Origin of the sequence: Streptomyces endophyticus (genome assembly GCF_035798155.1) — a bacterium.
Taxonomy (GTDB): domain Bacteria; phylum Actinomycetota; class Actinomycetes; order Streptomycetales; family Streptomycetaceae; genus Streptomyces; species Streptomyces endophyticus.
The window spans coordinates 18,297-38,885 of sequence record NZ_JAOZYC010000169.1; the positions used below are offsets into that span (position 1 = coordinate 18,297).

A 20,589-nucleotide genomic window follows, 5' to 3' on the forward strand; every position below is an offset into this window, starting at 1 on the left:
GCTTTCCCCGCGCCATGCGGATGCGGTTGTGGACAGTCGCGGCACGCTACCGCAGGTACATGGCAATCGTGCGAGGAGGCGGTGAAGACCGGCGCTTCGGGGCGAGTCCTGTGTGTCGAGATCACTAAGGTCGCGTTGTCGGACATCCGCGTCCGTGGGCCCGGGTCGCCGCGCGCATCAACTACGCGCCACCGAGCTCTACTTGCGCGAAACGCACGCACATTCATGGGGGAGCACATGGCAGGTCTCGGCTCAGGCAGCTTCGATGTCGACCCGGCGGTGCTGAAGGAACAGGGCACCGCCTTCGGTGAGTTGGGCAAGGCCTTCAAGGCCGCCACCAAGGAGCTGAAGTCCGCCCTCGAAAGCGCCGAGGGCGACTGGGGCGAGGACATCATCGGGACCTTCAACGACATCTACGAGCCGGTGCGCGAAGGCATGGCGACCTCGATGGAGCACCTCGCCGACGAGCTCGACAAGATCGGCGGCAACTTGAAGGTCATGGGCACCCAGTACGAGGTGACCGAGGACGACCAGGCCCAGATCATGATCGGGCAGCAGTCGAACCGCCCGGGCCTGGGCATGCAGTTCTGACCGCCGGGCGCAGCCACGCGCTGCGGCGACGAACCACCATCACACGTACCACGGGGGAGTGACACGGCATGGCATTGACCCTGCCCGACGAGGTCGCATGGGTCCTCGACCTGCTCGGCTACAGCTGGCCTGACGCCGACGAGGACAAGATCCACGAAGCGGCCGAGGCGTGGCGACAGTTCGCCACAGCGGTGCGGGACACCCAGGGCGGCGGTTCCACTGCCGCGAGCGCTGTCCTCAGTTCCAACTCCGGTGACGCGTCGCAGGGCTTCGAGGAGGCGTGGAAGAAGTTCTCGAGCGGCGGGGGCGGTTACCTCGAGGATGCCGCGATGGCCGCCGAGATCCTCGCCTTCGCGCTCGACGCGGTCGCCCTCATCGTCGTCGCCAGCAAGATCGCGGTCATCGTGCAGCTCATCGCGCTGGCCTTCGAGATCGCGGCGGCGCAGGCGGCGGCACCGGTGACGTTCGGGCTTTCGGAGATCGGCGCGGCCGGGGCGACCCAGGCGACCCGGCTCATCGTGCGCCGCATCCTCGACGAGCTGAAGCAGAAGCTCATCCAGCAGGTCACGCAGGCCGTCGAGCAGCAAGCGGTGCAGTCGGTCAAGGAAATCGTCCTCGACGTGGTGAAGGAAGCGGCCGTCGAGGCGGGCAAGGCGGCCGGGCAGAACCTCGTCCAGCAGGGCGTGCAGAACCACTTCGGCGCGCAGGACGGCATGAAGTGGGGCGAGGCGGCCGTGGTCGGCGCGGGCACCTTCGCCTCGGAGACCGTCAACGGTGCCGCGGGCGCCATCGACGAGGCCTCGGGGCGGCTCGGCCCGGCCGGTCAGGTGCTCGGAGGGGCCGCGAGCGCGGGGCTCGGCGCGGTCGGCGAGGGCATCGGCGAAGGCGTCCACGCGACGGGCGAGGGCGTGGGCCAGGGGGCCGGGGCCGCGGCCCAGGGCATCGTGGACAGTACCGGCGAGAGTCTGCCGGGCGCGGGCGATGCCGTTACGGAGGCGTTGGACCCGAGTTCGATGGTCTCGTCGCCGGGCGAGAGCGCCCAGGGTGCGGTGGACGGCGCGGTGGAAGGCGCGACCGGGGCGCTCGGAGACGCGGCTCAGGGCGGGGTCGGGCGCCTCAGAGGGGAGCAGCCGGCGGCGGACGAACCGGGCGGCGGGGCGAGTAATACGGAGAGTGGTGGGTCCGGCGGGTCCGGTGGGTCCGGTGGGTCCGGTGGGTCCGGTGCATCCACCGGATCCGGTGGGTCCGGTGGCTCCGGACGGGCCTCGGAAGACGCTCGCGCCAGATCAGTTTTCGGGTGACGTGGCTGATGTAACTGACGAAAATAATGTGTAACGGACGTATGGGGCCTGTGCGAACAGTGTGCCCCCGTGTCGATCCGTGACATTGTGTGGATCCTGTCACGGCACGGCTGGTCACTGGGGAACCGCCTTGGGTGACCGTGTCAGTTGTGGCTAAAGTAAGGTCGCGGCACTATCGAGAAGTGCCACCCGCGCCCCAGTTCCCTCCGGGGAACAGCGAGGCGCGGGGACCGATGTCGAATTCTCATGGGGGCTAGTGGCCATGGCCGGTCAATTTAATGTGACGCACGAGGAGATGGTCGCGTTCAGCGGCCGTATCTCCCAGGTGAACGAGTCCATCCAGGGTGAGATCCAGCGACTGCAGACGGTGGTCGACTCGATCACCTCTGGCTGGAGGGGCCAGGCGGCCACTGCGTACAACAACCTGCAGAGCCAGGTGAACGAGGACGCTACCGCCCTCAACCGCGTGCTCAATGAGATCAAGGAAGCGATCGACTCGACGGCGAGCAACTACCAGACGTCCGAGGACGAGCAGGCCGCTTCGATCTCGCACGTCTCGTCGGGCGCCGAGGCCTCTCCCTTCGGATGAGCCTCCCCGGCCGCTGATCCCGCGCCGCCACAGGCCGGCAACAGACAGCGCGCCACCGTCGTAATCCTTCATCACCCTTCCGTCCAACATCCCCCGGGGGAGACATCATGTCCGGTCAGGTTCTGGTTAATTTCCAGACCATTTCCCAGGCTTCGCAGGACGTCAAGTCCACGGCCAGCAACGTCCGCCAGCAGCTCGACGACCTCGAGGCCGGCGTCAAGCGGATCGCAGCGAGCTGGGAAGGTGCGGCCCAGGAGGGCTACCAGCAGAAGCAGCAGGAGTGGGACCGTCGCGCCGCGTCCCTCCACTCGACGCTCGAGTCGATCGCCCGCGCGCTCGACACGGCCGCCCAGAACTACCAGGCGACCGAGAGCCGGAACACCAGCGTCTGGTCGTAACGCGTCGTCGCGCGGTCAGCGCGCAGCGATACATAACCGGGGGCGGCAGATGCGGATGCATCGGCCGCCCCCGGTGGCATGTCCGGGGAGAGGCGAGGAGTACGGGGGACGCACTCGATGAAGCCGGAATACCGCAGCCAGGTCGAGCCGCACCTGCATCCCGGCGAGGAGCTGATCGCTGCCTGCGAGTGCGGGTTGGCACCAGGAATGCCCGACCCGCCAGTGTGGCTGCGACAGCCACCGCTGCTCCAGTCCGACCTGGAGCGGCGGATCAAGTCCCGGCTGCCCGGGCCTGTGCGGAATTTGCTGCGGCCGAGCGAGCCGAAGCCCATGGGGCGCTTCGAGAACGCCATGGAGTCGACTGAGCGGGCGATCGACAACGGCCTGATGCGGGCCACACACGGTAAGGCCCTGCACGGCGGCTGGGACGGCCAGGCCGGGCAATTTCTGATGACGCACTACAGCGCCGCCTACCTGTCCGCTGCGGTGCTCATGCTCGCCGTGACCGACCGCCGGGTCCTGGTACTCGCCGACCGCGCGAAGCTGTGGCAGTTCAAGCGGGTGTACGAACCCCAATGGGAGGCGCCCCGAACGGTCGTCGCCGACATCCGCGCGAATCCCAAGGGAGTTGTCCAACGTGGACGCGTCGAGCTCGTCTTCGCCGACGGGTCGTGGATCGCGTTGGTGGCATCGGTGCCGACTCACGCGGGGCCGTTCGCCGCACACGTAGGTGCCTGAGGCGGGGCAGACTGCCGACCAGCGCGCACGGACAAACACGGCGGAGCCGAGTCAGCGCTCCACAGCGACCCCCGGAGCGCTCGTCGCCCCCTTCGCGAGCAGCTGCCCGAGGAGCGGTGCGAGTACGACGACGAGGGCCGCCCAGACCCGCCAACCACCGTTCACCGGCACGAGCAACGCGCCCACCGCGGCCGCCGCGACCAGCAACCCCACCACGAGGCCCATCGGCACCGTGCGCGGCCAGAAGCCGCCCAGTTCGAGGAGCCGGGTGCGGCGACCCGCGTCGACGGTGAACGCTCCGCGAGGTCCAGCGGCGATACGCGCCGCGACCGCGCCGGGGACCCGGCCCGGCAGCTGCCAGCCGTCGTCGGCGACGAAGTCCGCGGCGACCTTGGCCTTGCCGTCGCCCCGCGGGTTCCACAGGAGCCGGCCCTCGGTTCCGGTGAGTACGGGAGTCGCAGCCTGCAGCTTCGCCGAGATCACCAACGGGACGTCCTCGCCCGCATCGGTCCGCAGCGTCAGGCACGCGTAACGGCTGCCGCTCTTCCCGCTCTTCCCGCTGTTGGCCGAAGTGCCGACGCCACCGCCTGCCTCCTCCACGTGCTCCGCCTGCCCCGTCACGACCGCCCGCAGCGCGACCCAGTCGCCGCCCACGCGCCGCTCACCACGGGGACGCGACGCGATACCGGTTCCCACGGCCACAGCCAGGACGACCGCGATCGCCCATCCGGCCGCGACGAAGGGAATGCTGCGGGACGACAGAGCGTGCCCGGTGAGCTGTCCCTCGACGGCGTCGGCCGAGGTGTCGCCGACCGCGCCGAGACCGGGCCGCTGCGGCGCGTAGGCGACCTCGTAGGTTTCCCCCACCTCTCGTACGCCCTTGCCGTTGTACGCGCGGAACGTCGCGGGAGTGGCCCTGCCGCCTTGTGAAGAGGGCAAGTTGACGGTGTAGTCGGCCATCGTCGAGCTCCGCGAACTGCTCCCGGCGGCATCCACGCGCGCGACGGAGACGATCGGCAACTCCTCGATCACGTAGTCGGCATCCGCGATGGCCGCAGCCGTCCCGGAACGCTCGGGCTGAGCGAAACCGAGGCACGCCGCGAGCACGGCCGTGGTCACCACGGCGACCGCGATCGCAGTGACCCGGATCCAGACCCAACGCGTCCCGTGAACCGTCGCCGGCACCGATTGCGTCCCACCGTCACCCGGCCCCCGTACCGACGCCACCGCCAAGCCGTACGCCTCCGTGCGCGACACCCGCCCACCGGAACGCACCTGCCCCGCGACCGCCACCACACATCCGACGAGGACGACGAGCCCCGCCCACGTAAGCGAGGTCCTGACCGACCCGGCCCCCAGAAAAAGCCAGCTGCCTGTGATGACGACAAGCGCGGCGATCCCGCACAGGGAAACCCACCGCCCCAGCCGAACTTCCCCCGAAATCAACCCACTTACCCCACTCACGTCATTCGATCCGCTCAGCACTCAGCACTCAACACTCAACCGAACGCTTCCGCCTCGCCGCGCTTCAACGCGTCAACGTGTGAGCACATCAGCACGTCACCAACGCGTCACCCGAACATCGGCCCATCCCCCAACATCGCAACCCCCGCCCCCACACAAATCGCCGCGAACGCCCACCGCGTCCGCCCGAACCGGGCCAACAGAACCCCGAACCCACTCACCACACCACCCGCGAGGTAGAGCACCGTCCACACCCCGGCCTCGCTGCCCTGGGCGAGGCGGACGCCCGTGAGGGCGATGGCGACGAGTGCGACCAGCGCGGAGATCCCCGCGGACACCCGGCGCGCCTGCCGGGCCGCGCGCCGGCGGTCCACCACGAGCCTCTGCCGCCCTTGACCCTGGAACCGCGTCTTCAGCGTCTTGAGCGCCTTCAGCTGTTCGTCGGATTCCGAGCCGTAAGTCATGTCTCGGAGCCTAAACGTCACCGATCTGCCTGGCGGCCGACGCGACAGGTTCCCTACACTCCCTGCTCATGTCGACACCTCACGACCACGCCCCCACTCCCACAGCCACCGTCATTCGCACTGGTCAGCGCAGTGCGGCCAAGGCGCTGCCGCTCGGCATCGTGTTGACGGTGGTGGGGTTGCTCGTGATGCTCGGCGGAGTGGCGATCACGTTCGGCCTCGGTGAGGACGATCCCAGCCCGAAGGGCGTCGTCGGCATCGTGATGGGCCTGCTCATCCTCTTCATCAGCGTCACCAGCCTCATCTCCGCCTGGGTGTCGCGCCGTTCGACGGTGAGCATCGACCGGACCGGCCTGTGGGTCAGTGACGGCAAGGTGCGGGACGTCGTCCCCTGGCACACGCTCGCCGGCGTCGGCCTGCACTGGAGCAAGCTCGGCCGCACGAAGGTCTACTCGGTCGAGTTGTGCCCCTCGGGCCCCATCGACCGCGACGACCCGGTCCTGTGGCCGCTGGTCCGCGACGAGGAGCCCCTCCACCCGGACCTGCCCCGGCTGCGCTACCGCCTCCCCGTCCCACCCGGCTCACGCGAAGCAGTCGTCACGGCGATCCAGTCGTACGTCCCCCACCTGTGGCTGGGCGAGGCGGAACGCGAGTCCGGGCACATCGGCGCGCCGGACCGTAAGGGACACCGGGAGCGGACGCGGACGCGCGGGCAGTCGCGCTGAGGCCCGTACTTCCAGCCCCCCCGTACGATGATCGCCGGATTCGAACCGACGACCGGCGACCGGCTACAGGCGACCGGCGACAGCGGTTCACAACGGGGGAGTTGTCCAACGTCCATGGCAGACATCGACATCAACGCCGCACGCGTACGCGCCACGGCCCACGACACCGAGTCCCTGGCCCGGCAGACGGCCAAGCGCCTCGGTCACGCACTCGACACCAGCGACGAGGTGCCCGCCACCCACCACGGCCACGGCTGGCAGAGCCCGGCCGAGCTCAAGGCCTGCGCGCTCAAGTGGGAGGAACACATGGTGTCCCTCGCCAAGCGGATGGGCGAGCTGAGCGAGAAGTTGCGGGATTCCGCAGACAGTTACGACCGCGCGGACGCCGAGGCCGAATCGCGCCTGCGCGCCGGCCTGGCCGACCTCGGGAGGGCCTGACCATGGTCGCGTACGAGGGTGTGGTAGACGCCAACCCGAAGACCTGGGCCACCGCGGCCGACGAATGGCACGCCCTCGCCAAGCACGCCCTGGGCGCGGCGAAGGACCTGCGCGAGTACGGCGCCAAGCCGCTCGCCGACAACTGGACGGACGAGGTCGGTGCCACGGCGGCGGCCGAGTTCGAGAAGCTCGCGAACCGGCTCGAGTCGGCGTACGACATCCTGCTCGCGGTCAACATGGTCGCCGACGGCATGACGACCACCATCGAGACCGCGCAGAGCACCCTGCACGCCGCGACGGACCTCGCCGCGCGCCACGGACTGGAGATCGCCGCCGACGGCACGATCGCGGATCCGTCGGCGGGGGCCGGGGGAACGGACTCGTACCGGGCCGAGATCCAGGACCTCATCGACCAGGCCGTCGAACAGGTCACCACCGCCGACAAGTTGGCGTCGACCGAGTTCGCCAAGCTCGCCGCCCAGACCGGTGTCACCGACCCGGACAAGGCGTTGGGCGACCTCCAAGAGCACGCCTCGCACGTCCAGATGAGGATGCTCGCCGCCGACATCCCGGTCGGCGAGGACAGGGCGACGGCCCGCCGCTGGTGGAACGGCCTCACGCCCGAGCAGCGCAAGGACCTGATGCTGGCCCAGCCGGTCGCCCTCGCCAACCTGGACGGCATCCCCGCCGACGTAGAACAGGAACTGCGCGGCAGCGACGGCAAGTACGACCGCGTGAAGATGGTCGAGTACGCCCTCGCCAACTGGAACAAGGCCGACCCCACCGACTTCGGCAACAACTGCGCCAACTTCGTCTCCAACGCCTTGTCGCACGCCGGCATGAAGGAGAAGACGAGCTTCTGGGGTCCCGCGGACGACGACACCTGGATGGCCGGCCCCCGTACCGGAATCGACGCGATCGACAAGCGTGTCTCCTACTCCGACAGCTGGGCCGCGGCGGAGAACCAGCAGAACTTCATGCTCTCGCACGGCGGTTCAGAGGTCCCGCAGGCGGAGGCGAAGCCGGGCGACATCATCTACTACGAGCAGGCCGGTACGGCCGACACCGCGGACAGGGGCAACACACACCACGCGGCGATCGTCACCGCGGTGATGCCGGACGGCGAGATCAAGTACACCCAGCACAACAACGAGTACCAGAACGTCAGCCTGGAAGGCCGCCTCCCCTCGACGGAGAAGAACGAGGGCGACCAGAACCTGCGCTTCGTACGCCCCGACCCGGACTGGTACTGATGCCCCCGTCCTCCGTCCGGCGCCCGCCGGTCGGACTGGCCCTGCTCGTACCGGTCCTGGTCCTCGCCTCGGCGGCTCTCCTGGCGGCCCACTTCTCCTTCGAGGGCGACACCTTCCAGCACTGCCGGTACCTGGGCCCGTCCGTGCGGATGTACGTCACGGCCTGGGCCGCTCCGCTGTGCGGAGCGGCGGCGGTGGGGGCTCTGCTCGTCCTGCGCCGCGGGGAGCGCCGGCGCCGCACGGGTGGGCGACCGGGGGAGACGTATCGGGGACGCCGATTGGCGGTGGCGGCGATCTGCCTCGTACCGGTCCTCCTGCTGGTCCAACTCGCGGCCCTGTACTGGGTGTACGCACCGGACCCGGCGGGCGGGCAGGACTGTTCGGGACTGATGGTGACCCGAGCATTGCCCTGACATGACTCACTCGATGAGGAAGCGTCACCTCCGGGCAACTATCCTTCGAACAACTGTCACAGGTAGGGCAGTTGCGCCACGGGGACACAGGGGGAGCGCATGGCTATCGAGTTACCGGACGAACTGGTCTGGGTCATGGACCTGATGGGCCTGAACTGGCCCCAAGTGAACGAGGACGCCGTCCACGAGTTCGCCGGACACGTCCGCACGTTCGCGGGTGACATCGGTTCGTCGCAGGAGGAGGCGTCTGCGACCATCCAGGCCATGGCCGCCTGCTACGAGGGGTCGTCGTACGACCGGCTCGCCGAGACCTGGAGCCGGCTGGCGACCAGCCACATGAGCGAGCTCATCCAGGGATGCGAGATGGCGGCGGTCGCCCTGGAGGTCGCGGCGGCGGTCATCGTCGCGGCCAAGGTGGCCGTCATCGCCCAACTCATCTTCATCGCGGCTCAGTTGGCCGTAGCGGCCGCGACGGCGATCGTCACCCTCGGGGCGGCCGCGGCAGCCGAGGCGGCACTGATCCAGGTCACCAAGAAGGTGGTGAACGAACTCCTCGAACGCGCCCTGGAAGAGGTGGTCGCGCACCTCGCGACCCAGGCCGTCGAGCCGCTCGAGGACATCGTGGGGCGTGCCCTGAAGGGCCTGGTCCTGAAGGGCGTCGAGTCCGCCAGCGAAGCGATCGCGGGACCCGCCGACGCGGGCGGCGGCACCGGTTTCTCCATCCACCCGGACGAACTGCTCAAGCACGCCGACGACTTCAAGAAACACTCCGAGGCTGTCGCCGGACACGCCGTCAAATTCAGCAACGCGGCCGGGGGAGTGTCGTTCGGATGAGCCATCCGATAGCCAAGGCGCTCGAAGACGCCGCGCAGCGCATGGGCAGGAAACTCGGCAAGGACGCCGCCAAGGCCGTCGGCGACATGTACAGCCAGGTCGGGGACGGCGCCAAGAAGGTCGTCAAGAACATTCAGGACGCGGACGGCCAGCACGCGCACGAGCTCATCAACCTCGCGAACAAGGTCGCCAAGAACGGCGGCGAGACCGGCAAGGGCTCGCGGCGCAGAATGCGCGAACAGGCCGACGCGCGGCGGGACTTCAATCAACATACCGGCGGCCAGACCGAATACGACGCGGAAATGGTCCTCGACAGGAACAAGTACCCCGAGTCCGCGCAGCACATCGAGGACGCCCAGAACGGCACCATCTGGCGCGGCGACGACAACGACTCGGACGCGCCGAAACCCAACGTTCTCACCATCGACAGAAACGGGGCGGACGACAACCGCGCCGACTCGCTCCGCGGGATTCCGACCGACAGCCCGCGCGACCGGGACGAATACCCTCCTGCCATGTACAAGGAGGGAGGGGCGGGCGCGAGTGTCCAGTACATCGGGGCAAAGGACAACCAAGGGTCGGGGTCGGCCATGGGAAGCGCCGTACGCGGATTGCCGGACGGCACCAGAGTCAAAATCTCGGTGCGCTGAGGGAGAACGCCAGGGGGAGCCGACGCACGACGCGACGCATAACGCGCGACGCATAACGCGCGACGCATAACGCGCGACCCACAACGCGCGACGCACGACGCTCGACGCGGCGGAAATCCCCCGTTCCAGAGGCCAAAGGAGAGGATGACCTCATGAACTCTGCCGAGAAGCTGATCTCACACGCCCGCGAGGGGCACTTCCAGGAGGCACTGCCACAACTGCTCGAGATCGCTCGTCGGCCCAGTGGTGCGCGTGGCCCTGTATGGGAAGCGGCTGCCGCGTCGATCCAGATCCTGCTGTGGCTGGACCGCCCCGCAGAGGCCTCGGAGCTGGCCGAGTCGCTGATCCGGACGGACGGCCCGAGCGGTGGCGAGCTGTGTGACCAGGACATGCCGTTCGATCAGGCGTTCCTGGCCGCACCGGACGTCACGCCGGAGGCCATCGCGGACCGCCTTGCCGCGGTGGCGGAGACCCTGCCGACCGGACGTGTGCTGCAGAAGCGGCTGTCCTGGCTTTCCGAGCAACTGACTCAGCGTCCTTTGGCAGAACTGCTGCCGGGGTTCAGGCCTTGGGGCGTACCGCTTCCGCCGTCGGGCGCCAAGCACCGTTCTCCCCTCGTGGAGCGCGATTTCGAAACGCTCACCTCAGACGAACAGCACGTCGTATGGATGTCGCTCAGGACCGCCAACGACTTCCCGCGCGCACACGATCTCGTCGCGCAGGGCGGGCACACCCCTCCCCGCTTCGCCGAGTGCTCGTGGATGGCAGGATGGTACGCGGTTCAGGGGGACATCGAGCGCGGCGAGGCGATGCTGCTCGCCGCACACGGCCGATGGCACCCGTACAAGAAATGGGACGCCATCCCGACGGCTCCCGTCCTTCAGCCCACTCTCCGCCTGGTCACCACGGACCGTGTGCGGGAGCACTATCTGACACGCCCCATCGGCCCGGAAGCGAAGTGATTCGGAATGTCCGACGACGCAACGCCCGGCGGCGCAACGCCCGAGGACGCAACGCCCGAAGGCGCATCGTCCGAAGGCGCATCGTCCGACGGCGCACTGGAACAGCTCCTGAGCCGCGCCCGCGGCCCCATGGGTCCGGCCATCGATCTCGACTTCGGCTGGGAAACCGGCCCCCTCGCCGAACTCGGCACGGTCCTTTCCAGCATGAACGGCTTCTTCCTCTTCAACGCCGGCGTCCAGGTATTCCGCGCGGGTGACGAGGGCCTCGGCCCCGACCTTCTTTCCTGGAATGCCGAGGACACCTGGAAAGACACCTACGACGATCTCGCCGACGACATCTTCTGCTTCGGCCAGGACATCTTCGGTACGCAGTTCGGCATCATCGACGGCGCGAAAGTCGTCACGCTCAACCCGGAATCCGCGGAGCTCACCGAACTTGGAACCAGCCTGAACGACTGGGCCCAGTGGCTCCTCGACGACCCCGACGTCAACGGCACGGCGAGCTTCGCGTACGCCTACCAGAAGGCGAACGGCGCGCTGGACCCGGCCGAGCGCCTGGTCCCCCGCCGCTTCTTCGTCGCGGGCGGCGGCTACGACTTCGACAACTTCAAGGCCGTCGACGCGGCGACCGCGATGCGGATCCGGGGACCGATCGCACAGCAGGTGTTCGACCTTCCCGACGGAGCGACCCTGCGCCTGCCGAGCCCGAACCCCTTCGGGTGAGCCGAGGGTGCTTCCTGGCTGAACGGAGTGGTGGGGCGCAACCCTAGGAGATCCTCGGCTCGGGCCACTTGCCGTTGTCCAGCCCGGCCCGCCTCGCCAACTCCGCACGCTCAGGCCCCAGTTCACGGCGCCGCGACTCCAACTTGTCCCACTCATCCGGCTTGATGAAGAGCAGGGCGTCGGTCGTGGGGGAGATGAGGACTCCGCCGTACGCGAGATCACCGGCCACCCAGCCACCCTCGTCGAACCCTGCCGGCCACCGCGGGCTGCCCGTGGCATTGAGCCCACGCATCAGCGGAGCACCGTGCTGCCCGCGAATCGATACACGTAGCGCGAACACGGTCCCGTAGACCTTTCCCCTCGCGTCCTTCTTGGCGACCCGCGAGTAGTGGGTGAGCGGGTAATGACGCAGAACCCGTCGGCAGGCGAAGAGCCTGGTCGCAAACCTGACGCGGAGCATGGTGTAGATCAGAACGAACAGACCGGCGACAAGCGGCAACACGGCGAGCGCGGAATCCGGCACCACACCCAGTCTGATGCAGACGACCGGTCCGACCATCAGCAGCATGATCAGGCTCAGGCGGAATGCGAGGAACTTCCCGAGAGCCCGGAAGTTGTGCGACAGCACCTGCGCCACGTCGGGCGCGGCGGGAATCGTGACGGGAACCGTGGTGGGACGTGAAGTATCGGCGCTCATGGTGAGTGATGAGATCCCTTACGCTCGGGCCGCGCCGGCGACATGACGCTTCCTGACTTCCATGAGGTTCTCGCCGCCGGGGAGGGCCAGCACCCCTGGACCCCAGTTGTCCCCCGCGTGCCACGCGCCGTGCTCCATGGCCTCGGGCCATCGCCGCTTACGGGGCACACCGCTGGCCGACATGACGTGACTCCACTCGTTCCGCGCGCCTTCGGCCCCGATCCGCAACCGGACGGGTACGCCGCTCGGGTCCGTGACCTGATGCTGCTTGCGGACAGCGGAGACGAGCCGCCAGGGGCGCCGCTCGAGCACTCGTCGTATGCGCTTCAGCGACCGGAGGGAGACGACGTAGAGGTACAGCTGACACAGATAGACAAGGAAGGGCACCGCCCCGACCAGACCGAGCAGGGTCCCGCCGTCCCCACCCCAACGCGCCTTGAAGTGAACATCGGAGAGACCGATGACCCCGAACCCGTCGAGCAGGCTCAGCACGATGAACGAACCCACCCAGAAGACCGTCCAGAGCGTGAGGCGTACGCGCACTGTGCGTCTGGTTCTCGTCCAGGCGTCGCGGGTGGCGGGATCGTCGAAAGCGCACTTCGCCAGGGGGAGTTGTGCCGCGAGTTGCGCCGTCTGAGTCCCGTCGGCGGCCGCACCGTGCATGATTCGATCTCCTGGATGCTCGACTCCATCGGGCCCCGGGCGGAGCAGCCTGAGCGAACACCCCCGGACCACATGTCAGCACAACGTCTGCATGCCGCGTCGGCACCCTATCCAGACGGCTCGGACGCAGCAGGGCCCCCGGTAGTCCGGTAGCGGCGATTCACCGTGCGGGCCCGCGTCAGGGAGACGAGCCACCGGCTGCCGTGGTATTCCCCCTTCAGCACCTCATACGTAAGGGAGTTCGCCATGCCCGAAACCGTCGCAGCGGCCCCCGTCACGTGCCCATCCCACTCCGATTGCCGCCCGGCCACGCACCCCACGCCAACCGCCATCTCGCAGCGGCGTGCGACAGTCGTCGCCGTGCGGCGCTCCGCCTGCTCGCTCGGGTTGTCAGCGGGTGCGTGCCTGCAATCCCACGGCCCCACGGTCACATCTTGTCGCGCCTCAACAGCCCGGCCCGTATGGCCCGTTGGGTGCGTTCGGGATCGGCGGCCTTCCGGGCGCCTGCTGCCTCGTCCGGGTCCTTGGGCTGGACGAAGATGAGCATTCCCGAATGCGGCAGCATCACAGTGCCGCCGAAGGCGTCGTCCCCAGCGAACCACACCCAGTCGGCATGGCCGGAGGGCCAGCCGTGGTGGCGCAGTGGATCCGTGCCGGCCATGATCGGCGACTCGCCTGCTCCTGCATCGCCCAGGCGCAGGGAACTCTTGCCATTGGCCTGGATGTTGAACGGCTTGAAGGGGCGAGACACAGGTTCGTACACGCTGCCGGCCCGGGCGCACCTCCTGGTCCCGGCGATCCCCCCGATGAGGCTGCTGGCTACGAGGAGGAGTACGAAAGCGGACAGCAGAGTCAAGGGCCACAGATACGACGAACCCAGGACGTAATCGGCCGCCACGCATGCGGCGGCAATGAGCAACTGGATTCCGCCCCAACGGGCGATGGCGCTGTAGTGCGCTCTGACTGCCGCGGCCATGTCGGGGGTGCCTTCTTCGGAGGCGCCCCGTCCTGAGGCCTTCGGGTACGTCGCAAGCGCGAGCACGATGTAGCCGCCAACCATCACGAAGATACCCAGGGCTCCGAGGAGCCAGACACTGTCATTCTTGAGAAGGAGCGTGAGGGCGTACCCGGCGAGAGTGGCGGTAAGGGCCTTGCCGATTCTGCTTTTGGGGGCGGTGGCGGACGTGGTGAGGGGCTGTCCTGTCACTGTGTTGTCCTTATCGTGGGTGCGGTGCGGAGCGTTTCAGCCGAAGATGTTTCGAACGTCGCCGTCCTCGGGGGCGAGGTAAGGCGGGGAAGCGGCGGTGTCCGCCTCGGGGGCGGTGAAGGTCACCGTGCGCGCCACGCCCAGGAGCACGTCGCGATAGGCATCTGTCTGTTCGGTCTCGGCGGTTACCAACTGCACGAAATAGACGGTGGACGAGCGGGAGTCTGGGATGGCGACGGTGCCCTGCCATACCGGCATCTCCTGGAAAGCTTGAGTCTCGGGATCCTGCTTGGGTGATGCGGTTCGCTGCTCTCGCTCTGTGACGAAGCCCAGCCCGCAGGGAAGCTCAACGGGGCGTGCTCCCTCACCCGGTGAGGCACCGGCGGACGCGGGGATCAACCCGGTAAGTGCGGCCTTCGCGCCACCACTTGGCACGGACATCTTCGACACGACAAGAGTCGACATCGCAGGGGTCTCACCGGCTTGCCCAGGGTGCAGGCCGAGCGCACACCCCATGACCTGGTTGCTCCGCATGGCCAGCAAAGTGGCGGCATACACCCGCAGCGCGGAGTCCGCACGGTCGCGTTCCTCGCCCTGGGGGAGGCTACGGATCTGCTCGGCCATCTCACGTAGATCACTGAGGGAGGGGGTCAAGGTGAGCTCGTGGAAGCCGTGAGGGATCGCCCACCACAGGGCGGGTGCCGGGGTGTCGTCGTGCTGCGTAAGTGATTCCATTACAGACGAATCCCCCGAAGCAACTCGCCGGCGTCCTTGGTGATCTCGCCGATGTCATCGCGGAAGCTGGGCGCACTGGCAGCGATCTTGGAGTATTCGTTGGCCTCGTGGCCTACTCCGTCGTCAGGGAGAACCCCGAAACTCTCTAGAGAAGAGACGGAATTGACAAGAGCGTTGGACCCGTCGAGGGCAAACTCCTTCACCCCGGCGGACGTGGCCGCGTCCATCGCCTTGTGGTCGAATGCCGGAACGATGCCCTTGACGAACTGGTCCGCCTTGGTCCCTACCGTCAGGGCCTCGCCACCCTCGCGGGCCACGGCCGAGGCCAGGCCGACCTCACTACCCGCCCGTGCGAGTGCTCCTACTCCGGGCACCATGCCGAGGGAGTCGCCGGCGACACTGGCAACGGCTTTGATCCGTTCCCCCCACCCGTACTCTCCGGTCAGTGAATCCCTGAAGTCCTCACTGGAGAGGTTGTTGGCCAGGGACAAAGCGCTGGCCCCCACGGCGACGGCGAGGAACACGGGTGCGGCCGGGGTGGGTAGCAGTGCAAGGAGCCCGGCGATTGCTCCGATCGTGCCAGCATGCTCCACGATGCCCTCGCCGATCACCTTCAGCACATCACCGATCGCGGAGACCGTTTTGCCGAGCCAGCCGGGCTCCTTCGGCGCGAGCTTGTCGTCGGCGTCGTCGAGGCGCTTCGCGACCGTCTCAGCCTTCGCTTCGTGCTCGGCCTCCAGCTCCTTCGCTTTGGTGATTACGTCCTGGTACGCCTGGTTGGCCTGCTCGAGCTTGGTGGAGGCGTCGTTGAGGGCGGACTCGGCGGCGCGCAGCTTCGCCGTGGCCGCGTCGGCCTCCGCCTGGTTGGGGTAGGTCTGGCCGCCGAGGTCAAGGCCCGGGTTCTCCTTGGCCCGCTCGTAATGCTTCTGCGCGGAGTCGGCGGCAGACTTCCTCTCACCGGCTTCGTCGTCGTACTTCTTCGCCAGATCCCGGTGAGAGATGAGTTCCGTCTCCCAGACGGATAGCGCGGATGCCGCCTTACCCAAGGAGTGGGCCGCGTTCTTGACGTATGTGGGGATGTCGCCATCGAGCGCGTCACGGAACGCGTCCGCGGCGTCGCCCTCCCAGTAGCTGCACTCGCCGAGCAGCTGCTCGATCTGCCGGTGGGTCGAGTCCAGCGTCTTCGAAGCGGACGTGATCTTCTGCTGCAGTTCGGCGACTTCGGAGGGGACTCCGGGGACGGGATTCCAGCCGAGGTGGGTGTAGGGGTTGGCTGCCACTGGTCACTTCCCTCCCGAGGTGGACGTCTGGAACTTCGTCAGGGCATCCGCGAGATCGTTCTCCAGCTTTTCGTAGCTGAGCTTGTTCTCCTTGACCCCTTCGGAGATGTCGCCGATCTGCTCGCTGAGCTGCTCGGTGCCGTAACGCCACCGGTCCTGGAACGTGTCGCAAGCCTCGTCGAGGCGGGCCGTCCCGATCTGGTCCCCACGGATGTGGGCGAGCGCCGTGCGCGCCGAGCTCAGCTCGTCGACGCTGGCCTCCAGCGAGGCGACAAACTTCCCCAATGCATCGGTATCGGTCTTGTAGTGGCCGCCCATGCGACATCCTCCCCGTGGTCGGCGCTTGAGGCTGAGGGGTCACGATAAGCGGATTGAGTGACTCTCTGTCTGGCGGGGGAGAGGTGGGGTGGGGCGGTCAGGGCCTGCTGTCGCGCGGAGGAGCATCAGGGGGTGGGTGGCCGGAGCGATGTGCAGGCTGGCATCGAGATGGCGCAGATAGGTGAACGGCCTTTCCAGTCCGATGGGTTGGCCCTCGATCGGATGATTGGCGGCCGCGAGTGTGACGCTTGGTGAGGTCGCATAAAGGGGGAGGGGTGCGGCCGGGGTGTGCAGTGAGGGGGAGGTTGGAATCCTTGGGTTGGGGCTTTCTGCTGAGTCGCACCCCGTGTCGACGCAGGGCGGCAGGGCGCGCGTGAGGTAATTGCGCCGCTTATGCCCCATAAGGCGGCCTGCCGGCCGCACCTGTCGCGGAGTTGTGACGGGCAGCACCGAGCGAGGTGTGGGTGCCGTTCGATAGGCTAAGGACAGGCTTGTGACAGGGGACCGGACTTATCGCCCCCAACGGGAAGAACGGGACTAGCAGGATGAACGGGGAGGGCCAAGCGCATGGCCAGTGACGGGTACAAGGTCGATCTGAGTGCGCTCGACCAGGTCATCAGGAAGCTGAACGCGATTATTGGTGACCTCGGCAAGGCGAACGGGGACACGAAGAGCAACACGTACCTGCCACCAGGTGCATTGGGCGCGAGCGTGGCTGGGCAGTGCACGACGGGCGGGAGCACGTCGGGCGGCCGGTTCGAAGAGGCGGAAGCGCTGACTTCCGCTCACGCCGAGATGAAGGACTATCTCGAGGCCGTCGTTGCTCACCTGGAGTCGGTGATGGACGACTTCGGTACGAAGACGAAAAAGGCGCACGGGGCGTATCAGGACGCTGAGGCGGACACCTCGAACGCTGTGCATGGGGCGAACCAGGTGTCGACTTCGTCCTCGGGGTCGGGGATCGGTTCGGGTTCGTCGGCGGGGTCGATGTCGGGTGTTTAGAGGCATCAAGGACGGCGGCGGACGCGTAGGACACGAAGCGAGAGACGAAGGGGGCCTGGGGCGCAATGAGTGACCAGGGCGCGGACTACACCTACCAGGCGCCGACGCAGTGCTACGTCGGCGACAACACGACCGACTTCAAGAACCTGGACATGGACACCATGAAGGCCATGGTCCAGGGCGCCAACCCTGAGAACGTGCACACTGCTGCTAGGGGATGGAAGGGTGTCCACGACCAGCTTGTCGCGGCCAAAGAGACCTATGAGCACGCTGTTGCCGAGGTAATGGAGCACTGGCAGGGCTCGTCAGCCGACCAGTTCCAGGCTCGGTCGAAGGTGATCGCAAAGAAGATCCATGACACGTCCACGTATGCGACGCAGGTCTCCACTGCGATGACGAGTGCGGCGAACGTACTCGGGGACATCAAGAAGCAAGTCCTGGCTATGCAGAAGCCGTCCGCGGGCGATAGCAGGTCTGACCGTCTCACCGATATCAACCGCGATGAGGACGGCCTCAACAAGGACCTCGCCGACAAGAATGTCACTGCGCAGCAGATCGCTGATGGTCGTGAAGGCGACATGTCGGCTGGGCGAGAGGCGCAGATGGCCATGGCTGTGAAGATGGAGGCGCTGGGGGCGGCGTACAACTCGCAGACCAAGTCGATGGGGTCGTGGAGTCGGAATGGGCGAGTTACGGATAACGAGGACTATCCAGGCGAACCCGGTGGAGTGACCCCCGTGCCCATCGTCGCCGGTTCCGTAGGTGCCCCCTCTGGCGGCACCGGGACTGGCAACCTCAGCCGCTCAAACGCGTCCGGCTCGCCAGTCAAGGGAATGAAGTCGCCGACCACCAACGGCATCAGCGGAGGCATCGGCTCGCAGAAGCCGACGGCCGGTTCGCAGATCGGCGCCGGAAACCTCGGCTTCAACGGCGGCTCGGGAACCGGAGCCGGCGGTATCAGCGCGGGGGCCGGCGCTGGTACTGGCGGCATCGGTGGCGGCATGGCTGGTTCAGGAGCTGGTGCTGGCGCGGGCGGTGTCGGAGGAGCGGGCATCGGCGGCGGGATCGGTGCTGGTGCAGGCCTCGGCGCGGGTGCCGCAGGCCGTGGCGGCGCAGGCGCCATGGGACGCGGCGGTCTCGGTGGTGGCGCGGGTGCTGGAGCCGCTGGCAAGGATGCTGCGAAGGGCCTGAAGGGCAACTCGCTCGCCCGTACCAAGGGCGGCGAGATCGGCAAGTCCGTCGTCAAGCCGGGCTCCGGACAGCAGGGCGGTTCCGCTCTGCGTCAGAAGCCGAAGACCGCGACCGGTGGTGCCGGAAAGGACGCCGGACGTAATGGTCTCGCTGGGCACGGTGCTCAGACGGGCAAGGGCAAGGACAAGAGGGGTCGCGACAACTCTCGCCCGGACTACCTGGTCGAGGACGAGCAGACCTGGGCGAACGGTCGCACTGTTAACCCCAAGGTCGTGGAATAGTCAGGCCTACTGGTTAAGTATGCGGTGAAGACAAGACGGGGCCCGCAGCCTTCGGGCTGTGGGCCCCGCCCTGCGAGGGAAGGTGTTACGGCATGAGCTTCACGCGAGCGCTGCGCGCTGTGGGCGCTGCAGCGGCGGCGGGAGCGCTGCTTTTCGCGGCCGCGCCGACGGCGTCGGCGGACCAGGTCAGAGACGACCAATGGGCGTTGTCGGCGTTCTCCGCCGATAAGATTTGGCAGGTCGCGACAGGCGAGGGCGTGACGGTTGCCGTGATCGATAGCGGCTTCAAGACCAGCCATCCTGACCTCAAGGGTAAATTCCTCGCGGGCAGGGACTTTATCGACGGAGACACGTCGATTGAGCCTGATCCGCAGGACGGCAACAACCCTGGCCATGGCACAGGGATGGCCAGCATTATCGCCGGTCATGGCCACGGTACGGGTGGCGGGAGCGGAGTGAAGGGCCTGGCGCCAGACGCCAAGATCCTTCCGATCCGCGACGATGGCGGCAAGGGCATGTTCGGTCCGGCGATTCGGTACGCCGTTGACCACGGTGCGGACGTCATCAACATCTCTCAAATCAACTGGACTTCAGAGAGCGCCGACTCCAAGGGCGTTCAGGAAGAGCAGGAGGCCGTCAAATACGCCTTGGACAAGGGCGTACCTGTCGTCGCAGGCTCTGGCAATGATGGCAAGACAGGCAGCGATGCTCAAAACCACCCTGCGGTCGACCCAGGTGTTGTAGCGGTCGGTGCCATTGGCTCGAATGGGCAGATCTGGGATGGCTCCAATTACGGTTCGCATCTCATGCTTACCGCGCCCGGCGTCGATATCGTCACCGCTGGTCTCGACTCCGATGGCTACGACGGCGGCGATGGCACCTCGGACTCCACTGCCTATACCTCCGCCGCCCTTGCTCTCCTCAAGCAGAAGTTCCCCGACCTGACCCCAGGGCAGCTGGTCAACCGCCTCGTCAAGACAGCCGGTCTACCCGCTTCTGCGAAGGGCACGTCTCTCCCCGACGAGCACTATGGCTATGGCTATATCCAACCGTTGGCTGCCCTCACCAAGGACGTCCCGGCAGGCTCCAAGAACGGGCCGCTGAAGATCGATGAACTGAACGCCGCTGTCGGCAAGGCGAAGGGCGGCGACGCCTCGGCACCGTCTTCCTCGCCGCCCGAGGCGGCCTCCGACTCCTCGGACTCCGGCGGTATGAGCACCGGCCTGATCGTTGGCATCGCTGCCGGCGTCCTCGTCATCTTGGTGATCGTCGTCATCGTGATTGTGCGCAGCCGCAAGAACAGTGGCGGTGGCCCGCCCCCGCCCCCCGGTGGTGGTTGGGGCGGCGGTGGTCACCAGCCGTACCCGACGCAGCAGCCGTACCCGGGCTCGTACCCGCAGCAGGCGCCCCCCGCGCCGGGTGGTTCGTACCCTCAGGCTCCCTCTCAACCGCCGTACAGGCAGCAGTAGTTCGTGCTTCACGTTAGAGCCCCGCGTCCAACCGGACGCGGGGCTCTAACGTGTGCGTGAGATGCGCATACGGGGTCGAGGGGCGGTCACGGGAGCCTTGGAGCAGGGCTCACCGTGTCGAGAGCGGCTGAGGTCGCGTCTCGTGCCGAGATCAAGCGAATCCCTCTCCTTGGGCGTCGGCGGTCGATTCCCGGTGTCCAGTT

General features: G+C 67.5%; 24 protein-coding genes. 16 read left to right on the top strand and 8 right to left on the bottom strand.

Annotated features, from left to right (window positions below; genetic code table 11):
- The first annotated feature begins 237 nt into the window (after positions 1–237).
- From OKJ99_RS34705 to OKJ99_RS34725, 5 genes are all read left to right on the top strand, one after another.
- A complete protein-coding gene (locus OKJ99_RS34705) occupies positions 238–591 on the top strand; it encodes a WXG100 family type VII secretion target (RefSeq protein WP_326022223.1) in 354 nt (117 codons plus the stop codon).
- Between the two features lie 68 nt (positions 592–659).
- Positions 660–1,892: a WXG100-like domain-containing protein gene (locus OKJ99_RS34710; protein ID WP_326022225.1), complete on the top strand. Its 1,233-nt coding sequence runs from the start codon at positions 660–662 to the stop codon at positions 1,890–1,892.
- Positions 1,893–2,154: 262 nt separating this feature from the next.
- A complete protein-coding gene (locus tag OKJ99_RS34715; protein ID WP_266714845.1) occupies positions 2,155–2,481 on the top strand; it encodes a WXG100 family type VII secretion target in 327 nt (108 codons plus the stop codon).
- A 107-nt stretch (positions 2,482–2,588) separates the two neighbouring features.
- Positions 2,589–2,879 carry a WXG100 family type VII secretion target gene (locus tag OKJ99_RS34720; RefSeq protein ID WP_326022226.1) on the top strand — a complete coding sequence of 97 codons (291 nt, stop codon included), beginning with the start codon at positions 2,589–2,591 and terminating at the stop codon, positions 2,877–2,879.
- A gap of 117 nt (positions 2,880–2,996) precedes the next feature.
- A complete protein-coding gene (locus OKJ99_RS34725; protein WP_326022227.1) occupies positions 2,997–3,617 on the top strand; it encodes a hypothetical protein in 621 nt (206 codons plus the stop codon).
- A 51-nt stretch (positions 3,618–3,668) separates the two neighbouring features.
- Here OKJ99_RS34725 and OKJ99_RS34730 read toward each other — a convergent pair whose 3' ends face one another.
- Both OKJ99_RS34730 and OKJ99_RS34735 read right to left on the bottom strand, forming a co-directional pair.
- Positions 3,669–4,802 carry a hypothetical protein gene (locus OKJ99_RS34730; RefSeq protein ID WP_326022228.1) on the bottom strand — a complete coding sequence of 378 codons (1,134 nt, stop codon included), beginning with the start codon at positions 4,800–4,802 and terminating at the stop codon, positions 3,669–3,671.
- A gap of 386 nt (positions 4,803–5,188) precedes the next feature.
- Positions 5,189–5,545 carry a hypothetical protein gene (locus tag OKJ99_RS34735; protein ID WP_326022229.1) on the bottom strand — a complete coding sequence of 119 codons (357 nt, stop codon included), beginning with the start codon at positions 5,543–5,545 and terminating at the stop codon, positions 5,189–5,191.
- Between the two features lie 68 nt (positions 5,546–5,613).
- Here OKJ99_RS34735 and OKJ99_RS34740 point away from each other — a divergent pair, with 68 nt between their 5' ends.
- From OKJ99_RS34740 to OKJ99_RS34775, 8 genes are all read left to right on the top strand, one after another.
- Positions 5,614–6,270, top strand: a complete 657-nt coding sequence (locus OKJ99_RS34740; protein ID WP_326022230.1) for a hypothetical protein — start codon at positions 5,614–5,616, stop codon at positions 6,268–6,270.
- A gap of 114 nt (positions 6,271–6,384) precedes the next feature.
- Complete coding sequence (locus tag OKJ99_RS34745) at positions 6,385–6,708, top strand: type VII secretion target (RefSeq protein ID WP_326022231.1); 324 nt, start codon at positions 6,385–6,387, stop codon at positions 6,706–6,708.
- Positions 6,709–6,710: 2 nt separating this feature from the next.
- A complete protein-coding gene (locus OKJ99_RS34750) occupies positions 6,711–7,961 on the top strand; it encodes an amidase domain-containing protein (protein ID WP_326022232.1) in 1,251 nt (416 codons plus the stop codon).
- Positions 7,961–8,374 carry a hypothetical protein gene (locus OKJ99_RS34755; protein ID WP_326022234.1) on the top strand — a complete coding sequence of 138 codons (414 nt, stop codon included), beginning with the start codon at positions 7,961–7,963 and terminating at the stop codon, positions 8,372–8,374. Before OKJ99_RS34750 ends, OKJ99_RS34755 begins: the two co-directional genes overlap by 1 nt.
- 99 nt (positions 8,375–8,473) lie before the next feature.
- Positions 8,474–9,208: a WXG100-like domain-containing protein gene (locus OKJ99_RS34760; RefSeq protein WP_326022235.1), complete on the top strand. Its 735-nt coding sequence runs from the start codon at positions 8,474–8,476 to the stop codon at positions 9,206–9,208.
- Positions 9,205–9,858, top strand: a complete 654-nt coding sequence (locus OKJ99_RS34765; RefSeq protein WP_326022237.1) for a NucA/NucB deoxyribonuclease domain-containing protein — start codon at positions 9,205–9,207, stop codon at positions 9,856–9,858. Before OKJ99_RS34760 ends, OKJ99_RS34765 begins: the two co-directional genes overlap by 4 nt.
- 152 nt (positions 9,859–10,010) lie before the next feature.
- Positions 10,011–10,820, top strand: a complete 810-nt coding sequence (locus tag OKJ99_RS34770; RefSeq protein ID WP_326022238.1) for a hypothetical protein — start codon at positions 10,011–10,013, stop codon at positions 10,818–10,820.
- A gap of 6 nt (positions 10,821–10,826) precedes the next feature.
- Entirely contained in the window at positions 10,827–11,543 is a 717-nt protein-coding gene (locus tag OKJ99_RS34775; protein ID WP_326022239.1) for an SMI1/KNR4 family protein, read from the top strand.
- Between the two features lie 43 nt (positions 11,544–11,586).
- Here the strand turns inward: OKJ99_RS34775 and OKJ99_RS34780 are convergent, their stop codons facing one another.
- From OKJ99_RS34780 to OKJ99_RS34805, 6 genes are all read right to left on the bottom strand, one after another.
- Complete coding sequence (locus tag OKJ99_RS34780; RefSeq protein WP_326022240.1) at positions 11,587–12,240, bottom strand: hypothetical protein; 654 nt, start codon at positions 12,238–12,240, stop codon at positions 11,587–11,589.
- 18 nt (positions 12,241–12,258) lie between these two features.
- Positions 12,259–12,903: a hypothetical protein gene (locus OKJ99_RS34785; protein ID WP_326022241.1), complete on the bottom strand. Its 645-nt coding sequence runs from the start codon at positions 12,901–12,903 to the stop codon at positions 12,259–12,261.
- A gap of 427 nt (positions 12,904–13,330) precedes the next feature.
- Positions 13,331–14,110, bottom strand: a complete 780-nt coding sequence (locus OKJ99_RS34790) for a hypothetical protein (RefSeq protein ID WP_326022243.1) — start codon at positions 14,108–14,110, stop codon at positions 13,331–13,333.
- 36 nt (positions 14,111–14,146) lie between these two features.
- A complete protein-coding gene (locus OKJ99_RS34795; protein ID WP_326022244.1) occupies positions 14,147–14,734 on the bottom strand; it encodes a hypothetical protein in 588 nt (195 codons plus the stop codon).
- A gap of 110 nt (positions 14,735–14,844) precedes the next feature.
- Complete coding sequence (locus OKJ99_RS34800) at positions 14,845–16,125, bottom strand: putative T7SS-secreted protein (protein ID WP_326022245.1); 1,281 nt, start codon at positions 16,123–16,125, stop codon at positions 14,845–14,847.
- Positions 16,126–16,128: 3 nt separating this feature from the next.
- Positions 16,129–16,443 (bottom strand): hypothetical protein, encoded by a 315-nt coding sequence (locus OKJ99_RS34805; protein ID WP_326022246.1) that lies wholly within the window; start codon positions 16,441–16,443, stop codon positions 16,129–16,131.
- A 567-nt stretch (positions 16,444–17,010) separates the two neighbouring features.
- Here OKJ99_RS34805 and OKJ99_RS34810 point away from each other — a divergent pair.
- From OKJ99_RS34810 to OKJ99_RS34820, 3 genes are all read left to right on the top strand, one after another.
- Positions 17,011–17,445, top strand: a complete 435-nt coding sequence (locus tag OKJ99_RS34810) for a hypothetical protein (protein ID WP_326022247.1) — start codon at positions 17,011–17,013, stop codon at positions 17,443–17,445.
- A gap of 65 nt (positions 17,446–17,510) precedes the next feature.
- Positions 17,511–18,917, top strand: coding sequence for a WXG100 family type VII secretion target (locus OKJ99_RS34815; RefSeq protein ID WP_326022248.1), 1,407 nt, complete (start codon positions 17,511–17,513; stop codon positions 18,915–18,917).
- A gap of 92 nt (positions 18,918–19,009) precedes the next feature.
- Complete coding sequence (locus tag OKJ99_RS34820) at positions 19,010–20,386, top strand: S8 family serine peptidase (protein WP_326022249.1); 1,377 nt, start codon at positions 19,010–19,012, stop codon at positions 20,384–20,386.
- Positions 20,387–20,589 lie beyond the last annotated feature (203 nt).

What these genes read in the sequence shown, in the direction of transcription:
- OKJ99_RS34705 (WP_326022223.1), top strand. Translation starts at nt 238, where the DNA reads ATGGCAGGTCTCGGCTCAGGCAGCTTCGATGTCGACCCGGCGGTGCTG.
- OKJ99_RS34710 (WP_326022225.1), top strand. Translation starts at nt 660, where the DNA reads ATGGCATTGACCCTGCCCGACGAGGTCGCATGGGTCCTCGACCTGCTC.
- OKJ99_RS34715 (WP_266714845.1), top strand. Translation starts at nt 2,155, where the DNA reads ATGGCCGGTCAATTTAATGTGACGCACGAGGAGATGGTCGCGTTCAGC.
- OKJ99_RS34720 (WP_326022226.1), top strand. Translation starts at nt 2,589, where the DNA reads ATGTCCGGTCAGGTTCTGGTTAATTTCCAGACCATTTCCCAGGCTTCG.
- OKJ99_RS34725 (WP_326022227.1), top strand. Translation starts at nt 2,997, where the DNA reads ATGAAGCCGGAATACCGCAGCCAGGTCGAGCCGCACCTGCATCCCGGC.
- OKJ99_RS34735 (WP_326022229.1), bottom strand. Translation starts at nt 5,545, where the DNA reads ATGACTTACGGCTCGGAATCCGACGAACAGCTGAAGGCGCTCAAGACG.
- OKJ99_RS34740 (WP_326022230.1), top strand. Translation starts at nt 5,614, where the DNA reads ATGTCGACACCTCACGACCACGCCCCCACTCCCACAGCCACCGTCATT.
- OKJ99_RS34745 (WP_326022231.1), top strand. Translation starts at nt 6,385, where the DNA reads ATGGCAGACATCGACATCAACGCCGCACGCGTACGCGCCACGGCCCAC.
- OKJ99_RS34750 (WP_326022232.1), top strand. Translation starts at nt 6,711, where the DNA reads ATGGTCGCGTACGAGGGTGTGGTAGACGCCAACCCGAAGACCTGGGCC.
- OKJ99_RS34755 (WP_326022234.1), top strand. Translation starts at nt 7,961, where the DNA reads ATGCCCCCGTCCTCCGTCCGGCGCCCGCCGGTCGGACTGGCCCTGCTC.
- OKJ99_RS34760 (WP_326022235.1), top strand. Translation starts at nt 8,474, where the DNA reads ATGGCTATCGAGTTACCGGACGAACTGGTCTGGGTCATGGACCTGATG.
- OKJ99_RS34765 (WP_326022237.1), top strand. Translation starts at nt 9,205, where the DNA reads ATGAGCCATCCGATAGCCAAGGCGCTCGAAGACGCCGCGCAGCGCATG.
- OKJ99_RS34770 (WP_326022238.1), top strand. Translation starts at nt 10,011, where the DNA reads ATGAACTCTGCCGAGAAGCTGATCTCACACGCCCGCGAGGGGCACTTC.
- OKJ99_RS34775 (WP_326022239.1), top strand. Translation starts at nt 10,827, where the DNA reads ATGTCCGACGACGCAACGCCCGGCGGCGCAACGCCCGAGGACGCAACG.
- OKJ99_RS34780 (WP_326022240.1), bottom strand. Translation starts at nt 12,240, where the DNA reads ATGAGCGCCGATACTTCACGTCCCACCACGGTTCCCGTCACGATTCCC.
- OKJ99_RS34785 (WP_326022241.1), bottom strand. Translation starts at nt 12,903, where the DNA reads ATGCACGGTGCGGCCGCCGACGGGACTCAGACGGCGCAACTCGCGGCA.
- OKJ99_RS34795 (WP_326022244.1), bottom strand. Translation starts at nt 14,734, where the DNA reads ATGGCCGAGCAGATCCGTAGCCTCCCCCAGGGCGAGGAACGCGACCGT.
- OKJ99_RS34805 (WP_326022246.1), bottom strand. Translation starts at nt 16,443, where the DNA reads ATGGGCGGCCACTACAAGACCGATACCGATGCATTGGGGAAGTTTGTC.
- OKJ99_RS34810 (WP_326022247.1), top strand. Translation starts at nt 17,011, where the DNA reads ATGGCCAGTGACGGGTACAAGGTCGATCTGAGTGCGCTCGACCAGGTC.
- OKJ99_RS34815 (WP_326022248.1), top strand. Translation starts at nt 17,511, where the DNA reads ATGAGTGACCAGGGCGCGGACTACACCTACCAGGCGCCGACGCAGTGC.
- OKJ99_RS34820 (WP_326022249.1), top strand. Translation starts at nt 19,010, where the DNA reads ATGAGCTTCACGCGAGCGCTGCGCGCTGTGGGCGCTGCAGCGGCGGCG.